The 14,369-nt window shown below is 53.7% G+C and carries 12 protein-coding genes; 9 read left to right on the forward strand and 3 right to left on the reverse strand.

The window, feature by feature from the left end; genetic code table 11:
• Positions 1 to 44 precede the first annotated feature (44 nt).
• Positions 45 to 926, reverse strand: coding sequence for a phosphoribosylaminoimidazolesuccinocarboxamide synthase (locus tag ICT70_RS01645; protein ID WP_191153649.1), 882 nt, complete (start codon positions 924 to 926; stop codon positions 45 to 47).
• Between the two features lie 11 nt (positions 927 to 937).
• A complete protein-coding gene (locus tag ICT70_RS01650) occupies positions 938 to 2,881 on the reverse strand; it encodes a SurA N-terminal domain-containing protein (protein WP_191153650.1) in 1,944 nt (647 codons plus the stop codon).
• 205 nt (positions 2,882 to 3,086) lie between these two features.
• Between ICT70_RS01650 and ICT70_RS01655 the strand changes: the two genes are divergently transcribed.
• The 5 genes from ICT70_RS01655 (at position 3,087) to rodA (ending at position 8,529) form a co-directional block, all read left to right on the forward strand.
• Positions 3,087 to 4,133 (forward strand): rod shape-determining protein, encoded by a 1,047-nt coding sequence (locus ICT70_RS01655; RefSeq protein ID WP_224746748.1) that lies wholly within the window; start codon positions 3,087 to 3,089, stop codon positions 4,131 to 4,133.
• A 109-nt stretch (positions 4,134 to 4,242) separates the two neighbouring features.
• Entirely contained in the window at positions 4,243 to 5,061 is an 819-nt protein-coding gene (gene mreC / locus ICT70_RS01660; RefSeq protein WP_191153651.1) for a rod shape-determining protein MreC, read from the forward strand.
• Complete coding sequence (gene mreD, locus ICT70_RS01665; RefSeq protein WP_191153652.1) at positions 5,058 to 5,585, forward strand: rod shape-determining protein MreD; 528 nt, start codon at positions 5,058 to 5,060, stop codon at positions 5,583 to 5,585. Before mreC ends, mreD begins: the two co-directional genes overlap by 4 nt.
• Positions 5,582 to 7,420: a penicillin-binding protein 2 gene (gene mrdA, locus ICT70_RS01670; protein ID WP_191153653.1), complete on the forward strand. Its 1,839-nt coding sequence runs from the start codon at positions 5,582 to 5,584 to the stop codon at positions 7,418 to 7,420. The genes mreD and mrdA overlap by 4 nt, the downstream gene beginning before the upstream one ends.
• 11 nt (positions 7,421 to 7,431) lie before the next feature.
• Entirely contained in the window at positions 7,432 to 8,529 is a 1,098-nt protein-coding gene (gene rodA, locus ICT70_RS01675; protein WP_191153654.1) for a rod shape-determining protein RodA, read from the forward strand.
• A 150-nt stretch (positions 8,530 to 8,679) separates the two neighbouring features.
• On the opposite strand, the gene ICT70_RS01680 is transcribed toward rodA, so the two are convergent.
• Positions 8,680 to 9,990, reverse strand: coding sequence for a replication-associated recombination protein A (locus tag ICT70_RS01680; protein ID WP_191153655.1), 1,311 nt, complete (start codon positions 9,988 to 9,990; stop codon positions 8,680 to 8,682).
• 215 nt (positions 9,991 to 10,205) lie between these two features.
• Here ICT70_RS01680 and ICT70_RS01685 point away from each other — a divergent pair, with 215 nt between their 5' ends.
• The 4 genes from ICT70_RS01685 (at position 10,206) to ICT70_RS01700 (ending at position 14,265) form a co-directional block, all read left to right on the forward strand.
• Positions 10,206 to 11,060, forward strand: coding sequence for an NAD(+)/NADH kinase (locus ICT70_RS01685; RefSeq protein WP_420488571.1), 855 nt, complete (start codon positions 10,206 to 10,208; stop codon positions 11,058 to 11,060).
• Between the two features lie 32 nt (positions 11,061 to 11,092).
• Entirely contained in the window at positions 11,093 to 12,769 is a 1,677-nt protein-coding gene (recN, locus tag ICT70_RS01690; protein ID WP_191153656.1) for a DNA repair protein RecN, read from the forward strand.
• Positions 12,770 to 12,859: 90 nt separating this feature from the next.
• Positions 12,860 to 13,318: an N-acetyltransferase gene (locus tag ICT70_RS01695; RefSeq protein WP_191153657.1), complete on the forward strand. Its 459-nt coding sequence runs from the start codon at positions 12,860 to 12,862 to the stop codon at positions 13,316 to 13,318.
• Between the two features lie 131 nt (positions 13,319 to 13,449).
• On the forward strand, positions 13,450 to 14,265 hold the full coding sequence (locus ICT70_RS01700) for a M23 family metallopeptidase (RefSeq protein WP_191153658.1): 816 nt from the start codon (positions 13,450 to 13,452) through the stop codon (positions 14,263 to 14,265).
• The last annotated feature ends 104 nt before the right edge of the window (positions 14,266 to 14,369 follow it).

The following is a 14,369-nucleotide window of genomic DNA, read 5'->3' on the forward strand; positions in this document are numbered from 1 at the left end:
CGATGAGAGCAGGGTTGCGGCCTGGTTGAAAAACAATGTTGTATCTAACAGGTGAGGCGTTTTAAGGCTTCGAGGTATTTCTCGCCGGTTTTCGTGACGATCTCCCCGGGCAGCTTGGGCGGCGGCGCCTGCTTACCCCAGTCAAGAGTTTCAAGGTAATCACGCAGGAATTGTTTGTCGAAACTTGGCTGGGCGCTCCCTGGAGCATACAGGTCTTTGGGCCAGAAGCGCGAGGAGTCGGGGGTCAGGGCCTCATCGATCCAGATCAGTTCCCCCTGGTGGACACCGAACTCAAATTTTGTGTCAGCAATAATGATGCCCTTTTTGTCGGCCACGTTGCGTGCCCGTTCGTAAATGGCAATGCTGATATCGCGGACCTTTTCTGCCATCTCGCGCCCGCACAACTCGGCGGCCTGATCAAAGGAGATATTTTCGTCGTGCTCACCAAGCTCTGCCTTGGTTGAAGGGGTAAACAGGGTTTGCGGTAACTTGTCGCTCTCTTTCAGCCCGGCCGGCAAGGGGATGCTGCAAACCGATCCGGACTTTTTGTATTCTTTCCAGCCGCTGCCTGAAAGATAGCCGCGCACGATACATTCGATGGGAAGGGGCTGGGCCTTGCGGGCGAGCATGCTGCGTCCCTCAAGCTGATCCCGGTACTGGTGGGTGATCGCGGGGAACTCGTCAATATTGGTAGAAACCAGATGGTTGGGAATCAGGTCGGTCATCTGATCAAACCAGAATCGTGAAATGGCGGTGAGGACATAGCCTTTTTGTGGGATTCCTTCATCCATAATGACATCGAAGGCGGAAATACGATCAGTAGCAACGATCAACAGATGCTCGCCAAGATCATAAATGTCGCGCACCTTGCCGCGGTTGATCAGTTTTAACTCCGGACAGTTGGTTGTAGTGATGACTGCAGTCATGGTGAAAACCTCTAGTTTTGAAAGGCCGTTATAAGTTCGGGAGCAATGATTTCTATCTGTGCCTGCTGGTACAATTCGTCCAGGGTGTCAGAGACTGCTTGTTCTTTTTTCTCAAGTAATAAGCGCTCACGCAGTTGAGCGATGTCGACATCATTAAGGGCAGAAAAATCGGCACGCCTGGCAGTTTTGAGGGCAGCTACCAGATAGCGGTTGTCGAAGGTGAAAATGTTGTCGATAACCGGATCGGCCTCCGTCAATGTAAAAGCGGCGTCGGCCAATTCCTGGGAAGACCCGATCCGGGGAATAAAGTAGCCGGAGCTGCGACTGAAATCGCCGGTGTTGTCGATCCGCAGGTCAAGCTGATCCGCTGCGGCAGCAAGATTCTGTTGCTCGCGGGCAAGCTCAAGGAGCTTCCGGGCCAGTTCAAAGGCCAGGGATTGGGCCTGCTCTTCACGGTAGGCCTTTTCAACCGAGGTTTTTACCTCAGCCAATTCGGGCAGGCGGCTGGGTTGCTGATCTTTCAGGGCAATAAGTAAGACTCCATTGGTGGTCATGATGGGGCGAGCCAGTTCGCCGGGCTGGAGTGAAAATGCCGCAGCAGCGATTTCTTCGACCCGACCGAGCCCATTAATGGGCTCGTCAACCGCAAAAAAACCGGTTTCCTTGATGCCCAGATCATTCTCTTTGGCTGCGGCGTCCAGGTCCCCGCCGCGTCGGTTTATATTAAAGGCATCCATGGCTTTTTCGTAAGCCATCTGCCGGGACTCTTCGATTGTCAGCCCCGCTTTGATCCTATCCGTCACATCAACCAGCGGTTTAAAGCCCGCAGCAATATAGTCGGTCACTTTGATAATGTGGAATCCGAAAGGGGTCTGAACCACATCGCTGATCTGCCCGGGGCGTAAGGCAAAGGCCGCGGTTTCAAACTCACTGACCATTATGCCACGGCCGAAGTAGCCCAGGTCCCCGCCATCAGCAGCATTGGCGGCATCGTCGGAGTGACGTTTTGCAAGCTGGGCAAAGTCAGCGCCCTCGCGCAGCTGTTGTCGGATATCCTGGGCCAGTTCACGGCGTTTGTTAATCGTGTCGGGATCACTGTTCTGGCCAAGCTGCAGCAGGATGTGGGCAGCTTTAACCTGTTCCTCGACCTCAAACAATTCAAGATTGCGGCGATAATAGCGATCCATATCGGCCTCGCTGAAGGTACCCAGTTCGGCCTCATAACGAGCCGGATCAAACAGCAGATAGCGCAGGGAAACCCGCTGGGGGATACGAAAATCCTCCTGGTTGGCGTTGAAGTACTCCTCAAGGGCGATATCGTTCACTTGAACTTTCGATTCGACCAGGGCCGCCGTTAACCAGGCATAATCCAGATTGATCGTGTCGTTTTCGCGGTGAAAGAAAGCAATAACGTCGTCCTGCGTGGTGGCAACCTGCTGCTGGAGATGTTCACGCACTTTTTGGGTTAGCAGCTCGCGGCGCTGTGATGCTTCAAACTGTTCTGGTGAAATACGTTGATAGCTGAGCACTTCCACATAGCGATCACGGTTGAATTGGCCATTGACCTGAAAAGCATCGTAGGCGGCGATACTGTTGACCAGTTCCTGATTAGTGACACGAAGGTTGAGTTTTTCAGCCATCTGGACCAGCAGTTGTTCTTCAATCAGCTGTTGCATCGCCTGGCGCGGTAGATTCAACTGACGCTCCAGATTGGCATCAAAAGCCCCCTGATAAATGCTCTGATAGAGACTGTACAGATTGCTGTAAACGTTTTGGTAGGCGGCAAAGCTGATGACATCGCCATTGACCCTCGCGGCTACGTCACGACTGCGATCAGAACGCTGATCGGTCGGTGCGGTCAGCATGGTATAGCCGATAACAAAACTCAAAATAATAACTACAAAGGCAATCTTGATCAGAAAGGACTTCTGTTTGGACCGGACAATATCAAGCATTATTTATATAGCTCCTTCAGCAAAATTTCTGAGGTTTATCTAAAAAATAAACCCGAACAATAGAACAGAAAATTGCCTGAATGCAATGAAATTTTTGCTCTCATAACCCTTGCCTAATGAAATCTCTTTTGCTAGAGTGGCGAGGTTTTTCAACGTTTTTAAGTAACTCATCCCTCCTGCGCCGGTGGCGCTTACAGGACAATAAATGATTAACATATTTGACGCATTTTTAGGTTTGTTTTCGAACGATCTGGCCATTGATTTAGGTACCGCCAACACCCTGGTTTTTATGCGCGGCAAAGGGATTGTTGTCAGTGAACCCTCGGTTGTTGCCGTTCAGACCGGCGCCGCCGGGCAGCGCCGGGTGTTGGCCGTGGGCAAGGATGCCAAGGAAATGCTCGGGCGGACGCCCGGCAGCATCGTTGCCATCCGGCCGATGAAGGATGGGGTTATTGCTGACTTCGACTATGCCGAAGAGATGTTGCGCTATTTTATCCGCAAGGTCCATAATCGTAAGAATCTCGTGCGTCCGCGCATTGTTATTTGCGTCCCTTCCGGCATTACCCAGGTAGAAAAACGTGCGGTACGTGAATCAGCGGAGTCTGCCGGCGCCCGTGAGGTGTATCTTATCGAAGAGCCGATGGCAGCGGCGATTGGTGCCGGTTTACCGATCACCGAGGCGTCAGGGAACCTGATTGTCGATATTGGTGGCGGCACTACCGAGGTTGCGGTGATCTCGCTGGCCGGTATTGTCCATGCACAAAGTGTTCGGGTCGGCGGCGATAAACTCGACGAGGCGATTGTTCAATATGTCAAGCGCAAGTACAATCTGCTGATTGGTGAACGTACCGCGGAGCAGGTCAAGATCGGCATTGGTAGTGTCTACTCCACTGGAGATGATCTTCAGACCATGGAAGTCAAAGGGCGAGATCTGGTCAGCGGTATCCCTAAAACCCTCGAAGTCAATTCGGATGAGATTCGTGAAGCCATGTCGGAACCGATCAGCACGATCATTGAAGCGGTGCGGATCTCCCTCGAACGGACCCCACCGGAACTGGCAGCGGATATCGTCGATAAAGGGATCGTTCTCGCCGGTGGCGGCGCTTATCTGAAAAATCTTGATTTGTTGTTGCGCGAAGAAACCGGACTTCCGGTGCTGATCGCCGAAGATCCCCTGTCCTGTGTTGTCCTTGGCTCCGGCGCCGTTCTTGATCAGCTCGACCTGCTACGACAGGTTTCAGTTTCCTCCTGAGGCTGTGTGCTGACATCTTTGGTTTATCTTAGTAGCGGCGGCGGGGAGGATCCTTTGATCCTCCCCGTTTGTTTGCCGTCTGTTACCGCCTTTTTTCGATGGGCATCTGATGCGTGATCTGTTTAATCGCTATCGTTTTTACCTGTTGGCGATGATCTTATTACTCGCAACGCTGATCCTCTACTCGTACAATATTCGTCAGAAATCGGTCACCACCTTTTTTGAACGTGCGGTGCTATCCGTTACTGCCCCTTTTCAATTGGGCATTGACGGTGCAGTGAGTGGTGTTGTCGGTGTCTGGCGCAACTACCTGTGGCTGATTGACACGCGTCAGCGCAATCTGGAATTGACGGCGGAAAACCAACAGTTGCGCGCCCGCCTCAATCAGATTGATGAAGTCACTTTGCAGAATCAGCGTCTGCGCAAACTGCTGGCCTTTGTTGACGACCTCGATCGCGCAGCCCTTCCGGCCCAGGTGATTGGTGAGGATGTTACCCCGTGGGCCCGTACTATCGTTATTGACAAAGGGACCCGGTCAGGATTGCGTCATGGGCTTGCCGTGGTGGCTGCTGAGGGAGTTGTCGGCAGGGTGATAAAAACGTCTCCCCACAGCTCGCGGGTTCTGCTGATTACCGATCCCTCTTCTGCCGTTGCTGCGTTGATCCAGAGTACCCGCTCTCGCGGGATTTTGCGCGGTCACGGTGAACGCTTAAGTGTCGAATATATGGAGAATAACGCCACAGTTCAGCCTGGTGATCTGCTGGTAACCTCCGGCATGGGCGGTGTTTTCCCGAAGGGACTGCCACTGGCACGCGTGGTCTCTATGTCTCAGGATGACTTTGACCTGTTTCAGCGCATTGAGGCCCTTCCCGCCGCTGATTTCAGCCGTTTGGAAGAGGTACTTGTCATTTTAGGTGAAGATCGATGAAGCGCTGCATGCTCTATCTGATGACTGCCTTCATGTTTTTGTTGCTGCAGAGTACGTTTTTCCCCCTGTTTCTTGAGGCGCGCTGGCGTCCCAACCTGATTCTGATTCTGGTTCTGCTGCTTGCCGTTCGTGAAAAGCCGGTGCCGGCCATGCTGACCGTGATGCTGCTGGGAGCCTTGCTCGACAGTTTGAGCGGGACAACCATCGGATTACACATTGCTGCCTGTCTGGTGGTGTTTATTATGATTCGCCTGATGGCTGAAAAGCTTAATGTTGAAAGCCCGGCGTTACTGGTGCTGATCCTGATCGGCGTCATCTTTGTTCACGGCCTGCTGGTTGCTTTTATCATGACAACCTACAGTGATCTCGCCACCATTTTTTATCTGCTGATTGCCACCTTGCCACAGCAGGCACTGAGTACTCTTTTTGTGTTTTTCATGATGATCATGGTTTTTCCGCACCGGCTTCTGGACGATTCAGGTCGCTCAGATCATAGCGGCATGTTCCGCGGAGATTTGTCGTGAATCTCAAAATTAAATGGATTGATCTGCCCATTGTCAAGCAGCGGTTTTATCTCTACACCCTCGCCGCAGTACTGGTTTTTTTGTTGTTGCTGCTGCGTCTCTGGTATCTGCAGGTGATCAGCTACGAAGATTTGTTTGAGCGTTCTGTCCGCAACCGCACCCGGATGCTGATCACCGAAGCACCGCGAGGGCCGATCTATGATCGACATGGCGTGTTGCTGGTTGATAATCGTCCTGCTTTTCAGATTTCCGTGATGCGGCAGGATATTGTCCAGCGTGATGAGTTGTTTGAACGTTTGTCCGGTTTGCTCCATGTCAATGTCGAACTGCTCGAAATGCGCTGGCAGGAAGGGCGGCGCTTGCCGGTATATCGTCCGGTTCCCTTGCTGCTGGATGTCGATCGTGAACTGGTCGAACGGGTGCAGGAAAACAGCATCGATCTGCCGGGAGTGTTGATTGAGGTGCGCCCGATTCGCGACTATCCCGAACCTGATGCGGTCGCCCATGTGATTGGTTACCTGGGGGAAATCACCGAGAAAGAACTTAGGGCCACGCGTGCCGGGGAGTCCCGCGGTGGGGATCTGGTCGGTAAGGTGGCTCTGGAGCGTGCCTATGATGACAGCCTGCGGGGCAACAAGGGGCAGCAACTGATTGAGGTTGATGTGCAGGGGCGATTGTTGCGGATGTTGCGGGCCGAGGCTCCCGCGCCAGGTAAAAAAATCCATCTGACGGTAGACCTGGAATTACAGAAAGCTGCGGTGACCGCTTTTGGTGAGCGCGCCGGCGCAGCGGTTGTGCTGAATATTCATACTGGTGAAGTTCTGGCCATGGTCAGTTTGCCAACCTACAATCCAGCCATGTTTGCCCGGGGAATCAATCCTGGCGAGTGGCGCGACCTGCTGGGCAATCGTCGTAATCCTTTACAGAACAAGGCGATTACCGGTCTTTACCCACCTGCGTCGACCTTTAAGATGATTGTTGCTCTGGCCGCCTTGCGTGAAGGCATCGCTACGCCGGATCGGGTCATTCAGTGCGATGGTGATCTGGTCGTCGGGGATTCGCGCTTTCGCTGCTGGAAGCGCACCGGCCATGGCCCTACCGATCTGAAAAAGGCGTTAAGGGAAAGTTGTGATGTCTGGTTTTACCAGGTTGGACTCGAGCTTGGCATTGACAAACTGGCCGCTGCCGCTAAAGAGTTTGGTCTTGGCTCGAGTCTGGGATTTTCGTTGCCGGGAGAGCGGGCCGGTACCATGCCGACACGGGAATGGAAGCGCCTGCAGATGAACGAGCCCTGGTACGCTGGTGAAACGGTTATTGCTGCTATTGGTCAGGGGTATGTGTTGACTACTCCTCTGCAGCTCGCGGTAATGACGGCGGCTCTGGCAAATGGTGGCAAGGTCCTCAAGCCGCAAATTATCAGCCGCATTGAGGACTGGAACAACCAGAATACCCACCTTTTTGAGCCGGAACTGATTCATCAGCTTGACTACTCTGCCGCTCATGTGCAAGCGATAAATGAGGGAATGGTTGCTGTTGTTAATGAACCGCGGGGCACTGGCCGACATGCCGAGCTTGAGGACGTCATGGTCGCCGGTAAGACCGGTACGTCACAGGTGGTGCGGCGTTTAAGCGACGAAGAAGAAGATCTGCTCACCGGTGATGAACATATCCCCTATCACCGGCGCTCTCACGGTTTGTTTGTCGCCTATGCTCCTGCTGAAAACCCCGAGATTGCCGTAGCGGTCGTGGTTGAACATGGTCAGTCGGGAGGTGGTGTTGCCGCACCCATCGCGCGTGAGATCATCAGCCGTTATTTTCAAAACCGGGGTGAATAAGGATTTTCACAATGTTTGATCGCCGTCTTGTTTATCATTTTGACTGGGTTTTGTTGTTGACGGTTCTGCTGCTTGCGGGGGTTGGGATTGTCAATCTCTACAGCGCTACAACCAACTGGCCGCAAGGGGCGACCCCGATTTATCTGAAACAGGCCATATGGTTGGGGAGTGGGTTGCTTATTGCTGCACTGGTCTGCCTGTTCGACTATCGTCATCTGCAGTATCTGGCTGTTCATGCCTATCTTGTCGGGATCGGCTTGCTGGTTGTTGTCGCCTTTCACGGTCGTGCGACCATGGGGGCTACTCGTTGGATAAATCTTGGATTTATTAATATTCAGCCGAGTGAAGCGATCAAGGTGGCCATCATTCTGCTGTTTGCCCGCTTGCTGTCAAAGATATCGGTGCCCCAGGGTTTTGCCATCAAAGATTTGTGGCGTCCGGCTTTCTGGCTGCTGGTGCCAACTCTACTGATTCTTAAGCAGCCCGACCTTGGCACCACCGTGATGGTTGTACTGATCGCTTTAACCATGCTCGTATTTGCCGGGCTACAGCGCGCCACAATTATCTGGCTGGCAATTCTGGCCCTGGTGACCGGGGCTCTGGGGTGGTTTGGACTCCATGAATATCAGCGTGTCCGGATTCGGACGTTTCTTAACCCCGAGGCCGATCCCTTAGGCAGTGGCTATCACATTATTCAGTCAAAGATCGCCGTTGGCAGCGGCGGCTTTTTTGGTAAAGGTTTTCTCGAGGGCTCCCAGTCTCAGTTGTCTTTTCTGCCTGAGCGCCATACCGATTTTGCATTCTCGGTTTTTGCCGAAGAGTGGGGTTTTATCGGATGCCTGTTGTTGTTACTCTTATATCTTTTTCTCATCGCCTGGGGGCTTTATATTGCCAGACGCGCCAGCGATCCCTTCGGGTTGTTTCTGGCCATCGGTGTTACCGCCATGTTCTTCTGGCACATTGTGGTGAACCTTGCCATGGTGATCGGCCTGCTGCCGGTGGTTGGGGTTCCTCTGCCGTTGTTTTCCTATGGTGGCACCAGCATGGTGACCATGATGATTGGGGTGGGGTTGTTGATGAATGTGAGTATGCGGCGTTTCATGTTTTGATGGCGCCGCAAAAACTCACCAACTGCTGCGTTGCCGCCATCGTTTCACTGCTTCGACGTACATAAGTACGCCTCATTGCTCAACAATGGCGCTCCTTGCATTTGGCGCTTTTTGCATTGCCATCCAAGTAAGATGCTGTTTGCGAAAGCATCAGGTTTTAGTCTTCCGCAGCTGTCTCAGATGTTCCAGACGCTCGCCGATGAGCTTCTCATAGCCACGATCGGTTGGTTGATAATATTGCCGGCCTGCCAGTTGGTCGGGGAGATGCTGCTGATCACTTACGGCACCGTTATAGTCATGGGCGTACTGGTAGTCTTTGCCGTAGTCGAGGGATTTCAGCAATGAGGTCGGTGCATTGCGCAGGTGTTTGGGTACCGGCAGGGCGCCAGACTTGCGTACTTCTGCCAGGGCTTGGCCGATGGCGACATAGCTGGCGTTGCTTTTGGGAGCACCTGCCAGGTAGGTGACCGCCTGGGCCAGGCAGATGCGTGCTTCGGGCATGCCGACAAAGTGAACAGCCTGCTGGGTCGCTATGGCTATCTGCAGGGCTCGCGGATCGGCGTTGCCGACATCTTCCGAAGCAAAGACGACCATCCGCCGGACAATAAACAGGGGGTCTTCGCCGGCGTCAAGCATCCGCGCCAGCCAGTAGATGGCGCCATCCGGGTCAGAGCCGCGCAGGCTTTTGATAAAGGCGGAGATCACATTGTAGTGTTCTTCCCCCCCCTTGTCATAAGCCAGAGCGCGGGTTTGCAGCGCTTCGGCAATACGGGTCAGGTCAATTTCCCCGGTTCCACCGGACAGGGCTGCGTTTTCGATTGCACCAAGAGCAATACGCGCGTCACCACCGGCTTTTTCAGCTAAAAAATCCAGCGCTTCAGTCGTCATCTCGAGCTGGTAGTCGGCCAGTCCCTCCGTGCTGGTCAGGGCTCTGTTGACCAGGGCTTTAATGGCGATGGGAGGTAGCGCCTCGAGGACAAAGACGCGTGATCGGGAGAGCAGGGCCGAGTTGATTTCAAAACTGGGATTTTCCGTTGTCGCCCCAATGAGGATAATGTCCCCGGTTTCTACCGCGGGCAAAAAAGCATCCTGCTGGGCTTTGTTGAAACGGTGGATCTCATCGACAAAAAGCAGGGTTTTGCGCCGGTGATAAGCGCGTTGCCGGCGCGCCTCGGCAAGGATCTCTCTGACGTCCTTCAAGCTGCCCATCACCGCAGAGAAAAAGACAAAACGGCTGGCAGTGCGCCTGGCAATCAGGTGGCCGAGGGTGGTTTTACCGGTGCCCGGTGGTCCCCAGAAAATGGCTGAGGTCAGTTGATCAGCTTCGATCAGCCGGCGCAGCAGTTTGCCTGGTCCGAGCAATTGCTCCTGACCGACAAAGCCTTCGAGATCCCGGGGTCGCATCCGCTCCGCCAGAGGGGCAAAGCGATCCTCTGCGACACTGTGCTCAAACAGATCCATAATGTCCTTCGTGACTGTCAGTAGGTTTGCGCTGCTCACTCTAGCATGCTGGACACTTGTTCACAACAGGCGCAACGGCTTGGCTGGTTCATGGAAAGGGGATAGACTAATGCCGGATTTCATGGTAGTTGTGCAGGCTTGTTTGTCCTTTAATAATGACAGGAAACTCAGAAGGTTATAGTGAATTTAAAGGCTTGGGAGTCCACGTTGTGAAGCTGAAAAAAGTTGGTATTTATGCCAAAAAAAGCCACCCTGAGGTTGAGCAGATTGCCATGTTTGCTGCCCAGCGTTTTGCTGCCGCCGGCATCGAGGTTTTGCTTGAAGATGGCTTGGCCGAGCAAATTGGGCAGTTAGCCGGTTACGCCGGCGACGAGATTCCCGCGCTGGTTGACTTGATTCTGGTGCTTGGTGGAGACGGGACCCTGATATCGGTCGCCAGGCAGGTTGGGAGCAAACAGGTTCCGATTGTCGGTGTGAACCTGGGGCAGCTGGGTTTTCTGACCGAAATCACCCGGGAAGAGATGCCTGACATGCTTGATAAGTTGATTGCCGGTGATTACAAAATATCTGAGCGGATGATGATCGATGCCCTGATTCATCGCGATGGCAAGGTCGTCGGTGAATATACCGTGCTGAACGATGCGGTCATCAATAAAGGGGCTCTGGCGCGCATCATTGATTTGGAAACCTATGTTGATGGCCGGCATTTGAGCACCTACAAAGCGGACGGGCTGATTGTCTCGACGCCGACCGGTTCAACCGGCTACAGCCTGGCAGCCGGCGGACCGATCATTTATCCCGAGATCAACAGCCTGTTGATCACCCCTATCTGTCCGCACATGTTGACCAACCGCCCGATCATCATCTGGAGTCGTTCGATTATTGAAATTGAGGTCAAGTTTCAGGATGATGTGGTCTTTTTTACTGCCGATGGCCAGGTCGGGCATAAGTTGCTGTCCGGCGATCGGGTTGAGGTGCGCCGTTCTGAAACCCGTGCACGCCTGGTGATCAGCCCCTATCGTGAGTACTTTCAGATCCTGCGTACCAAACTGAGCTGGGGCGAGCGTTAGCACAACCTTCACTGCGGAGACAGTTTACACAGATGATGACAGACCTGATCATCAAAAATTTCGCAATTATTGATCACCTGCATGTCACCTTTGAGTCGGGCTTTACCGTGCTGACGGGTGAAACCGGAGCCGGCAAGTCGATCATTATTGATGCGGTGAATCTGTTGCTGGGTGGTCGTGCGCGCGGTGACGTGATCCGCACCGATGCCGAAAGTGCTTCGGTGGAAGCGGTGTTCGCTCTAGCGCCGCAGGCGCCGCTGCGGCAACGCTTGAGTGCCGCTGAATTGCCGGTGGATGATGAACTGGTGGTGCGCCGTACCCTCTCTCGATCAGGAAAGAATCGCGCTTTTGTCAATGGGTCGTTGGTACCGGTAGGGCAGCTGCGTGAGCTGATCGGTGATCTGGTGAACATCTACGGTCAGCATGAACATCAAACCCTGCAGCGCCCGGAGTTGCACCTGGCCCTGCTCGATGAGTTCGCCGGACTGGCACCGGAGCTGGCGACCTATCAATGGGTCTATAAAGACTATAGCCAGCTCCAGGACGACCTGGCCCGTTTTGAGATCGCCCTGCGCGAGCGGCGGCAGCGTATCGACTATCTGTCTTTTGTTCAACATGAACTCGCTGAAGCCCGGCTGCAAGCGGCAGAGGATGTCGAGCTGGAACAGGAGCGGCGGTTGCTGCAGCACGCCGAGAAACTGACCCTGGCCAGTAGCGGAGGCTATGCTTCCCTTTATGGTAACGAACAGTCCGTCTGTGAACAGGTGGGCGCAGTGGCTGATCAGCTGGATGATCTGCGTACCATTGACCCGGGGCTGGGCGGATTGTCGGAGCGCTTGCGCGAAAGTCTCTATAACCTTGAGGATGTTGCCCTGCAGTTGCGCGACTATGGCGAAAAGCTCGAATTTGAACCGCATCGCCAGGAACAGGTCGAAGAACGCCTGGCGCTACTTGAGCGGCTTAAACGTAAATACGCTCCCTCATTGGTGGAATTGATAGACTTTGAGCAACGCATCGGGCAGGAATTAGAGGACTTGAACTCCGGGGAATCTCGACGCGAGGATCTGCAGCGCCGTTGTGATGAAAAAAAACAGGCCCTTACTGCCGCGGCCAAAGTCCTGAGTCATCAACGTCAGCAGGCGGCACAGAAATTGGCCGCAGCGGTCGAAGCCCAGTTAGCAGAACTGGCGATGCCCCGTGCGCGTTTTGAAATGCGCTTGAACACGCTGGCGCAGCCGGGGCCTGATGGCGTTGAGCGCGGGGAGTTCTATCTTGCAGCTAACCCGGGTGAACAGGCGCAGCCCCTGTCAAAAATTGCCTCCGGCGGCGAGCTGTCACGGATTATGCTGGCGTTACGGCGCTGTGCGCCGGTAGGGGATGACTTGATCACCTTGATTTTTGACGAGGTCGATGCCGGTATCGGAGGGGAAGCTGCCACTGCCGTTGGGGAAAAAATCCGGCGCACCGGTCGTGATCTGCAGGTGTTGTGTGTGACCCATTTGCCCCAGGTCGCCGCCTTTGCCGATCACCATTGCCGGGTCAGTAAAACCACTTCGTCCGAGCGCACAACCACCCTGGTTGAAGCTCTTGGGGATGCGCAGCGAGAACATGAAATTGCCCGTATGCTTGGTGGCTCCCACATTGGTGAGCAGGCGCAAATTCATGCCCGTGAGTTAATCAGCCTGTCGCAGCGGCCAATTGCCGGCTGATTTTTCGACATGATCGATTGTCGTCCCCGGCGCAACATTGCTGACCCGGCACCTAAAAGATATCAGGAAAACAGTTCTTAGGAGTTGAAAATGATCCGTCCTGCCCGTATCCCCGATGCGCGAATAATCCATCAATTATTGCTGACCTACGCCAAAGATGGGCAACTGCTCGGACGCTCGTTGGCGGCCATTTACGACAGTATACGTGATTTCTACGTTTACGAAGAGGATGGGAAGATTCTCGGTATCGGTGCCCTGGCTATCTGCTGGGCAGATCTGGCCGAGGTTCGTTCGCTGGCGGTGGTTCCGGGGCAGCATGGCAAGGGGATTGGTCGACAAATTGTTGAGAGATGCCTGCAGGAAGCCAGGGAGCTCGGTTTACAGAGGGTTTTTGCCCTGACTTACCAGCCTGAATTTTTTCAGAAACTAGGGTTTACCGAGATCGATAAAGCCCAATTGCCACAAAAAGTTTGGGGAGATTGCATCAACTGTGTTAAGTTTCCCGATTGCGATGAATTTGCCTTGGCAATAAATATCTTGAATGCCTGACGTCTTTGTGGTATTGGTGCGCTATAATTATTAGCGAGGCCCAATAAGCGGTATGGCCAAAGACAGTAAGGAAGCGAATGTCCACATCCAGATATTTAAAGTTGATCCTTGTTTCTGCCTCGGGAAGCAGGATGAGATCGTTACGAATCAGAAAAACCTTTCTGGGCTTGACCCTTTGTTCTCTGCTCCTGGGGGGGATGCTATTTTCGTTTTTTGCCTGGGACTATGTGTCCCACCGGATTGAGTTTCAGGAGTTGCAGCGGTTACGCATAGAAGCCAGTGATCAGCGCCAGAATATGCAGCGTCTGGTCCTCGATGTGGAACGGCTGCAGCAGGAACTTGCCTCTCTGGCAATGACTGAAGCACGTATTCGCCAACTGGCCAACCTCGAAGACGATGGTCGTTTGATCCCGGTAGCGATGGGTGGGCAGCCGGATGAGGACAATTTTTCGCTGAACGAAATTCAACAACAGATCAATGCCCTTCAGATCGACATTGAGTTGCGTCGTCAGGCCCAACAGGATGTTCGCAACCTGCTCAACGATCAGATCTCCATCAGCCGCTCGACCCCCAAGGGGTGGCCGACCCGCGGTTGGCTTTCTTCCTATTTCGGCAAGCGTAAATCCCCTTTTACCGGACGCACAGTGATGCATGAAGGGCTGGACATTGCTGCCAATACCGGCACCCCGGTGGTTGCCCCGGCTGACGGAATTGTTGCGCGGGTGACATATTCATCGACCTATGGCAACAAGGTGGTTATCGATCATGGTTATGGCTATCAGACCCTCTATGCCCACAACTCAAGGATCCTGGTCAAAGTAGGTCAGCGGGTCACGCGTGGGGAGCGCATTGCCCAGGTTGGTAACACCGGTGTTTCTACCGGCCCTCACCTACATTATGAGGTCCATCTCAACGGGGTCCCCATTGACCCCCGGGCTTTTCTGTAGAACTCCCATTATTTTATCGTTTTTTTAGTAACCATCCCCCTCTTTATATGACTCATTAGTGCTTGTGAGCCTTTCTCGCCATGTGGTACTATGCCGCCGTTCAG

Origin of the sequence: Pelovirga terrestris, assembly GCF_014773365.1 — a bacterium.
In the GTDB taxonomy this organism is placed as follows: Bacteria; Desulfobacterota; Desulfuromonadia; order Desulfuromonadales; family Geopsychrobacteraceae; genus Pelovirga; species Pelovirga terrestris.

What these genes read in the sequence shown, in the direction of transcription:
- ICT70_RS01645 (WP_191153649.1), bottom strand. Translation starts at nt 926, where the DNA reads ATGACTGCAGTCATCACTACAACCAACTGTCCGGAGTTAAAACTGATC.
- ICT70_RS01650 (WP_191153650.1), bottom strand. Translation starts at nt 2,881, where the DNA reads ATGCTTGATATTGTCCGGTCCAAACAGAAGTCCTTTCTGATCAAGATT.
- ICT70_RS01655 (WP_224746748.1), top strand. Translation starts at nt 3,087, where the DNA reads ATGATTAACATATTTGACGCATTTTTAGGTTTGTTTTCGAACGATCTG.
- mreC (WP_191153651.1), top strand. Translation starts at nt 4,243, where the DNA reads ATGCGTGATCTGTTTAATCGCTATCGTTTTTACCTGTTGGCGATGATC.
- mreD (WP_191153652.1), top strand. Translation starts at nt 5,058, where the DNA reads ATGAAGCGCTGCATGCTCTATCTGATGACTGCCTTCATGTTTTTGTTG.
- rodA (WP_191153654.1), top strand. Translation starts at nt 7,432, where the DNA reads ATGTTTGATCGCCGTCTTGTTTATCATTTTGACTGGGTTTTGTTGTTG.
- ICT70_RS01680 (WP_191153655.1), bottom strand. Translation starts at nt 9,990, where the DNA reads ATGGATCTGTTTGAGCACAGTGTCGCAGAGGATCGCTTTGCCCCTCTG.
- recN (WP_191153656.1), top strand. Translation starts at nt 11,093, where the DNA reads ATGATGACAGACCTGATCATCAAAAATTTCGCAATTATTGATCACCTG.
- ICT70_RS01695 (WP_191153657.1), top strand. Translation starts at nt 12,860, where the DNA reads ATGATCCGTCCTGCCCGTATCCCCGATGCGCGAATAATCCATCAATTA.
- ICT70_RS01700 (WP_191153658.1), top strand. Translation starts at nt 13,450, where the DNA reads ATGAGATCGTTACGAATCAGAAAAACCTTTCTGGGCTTGACCCTTTGT.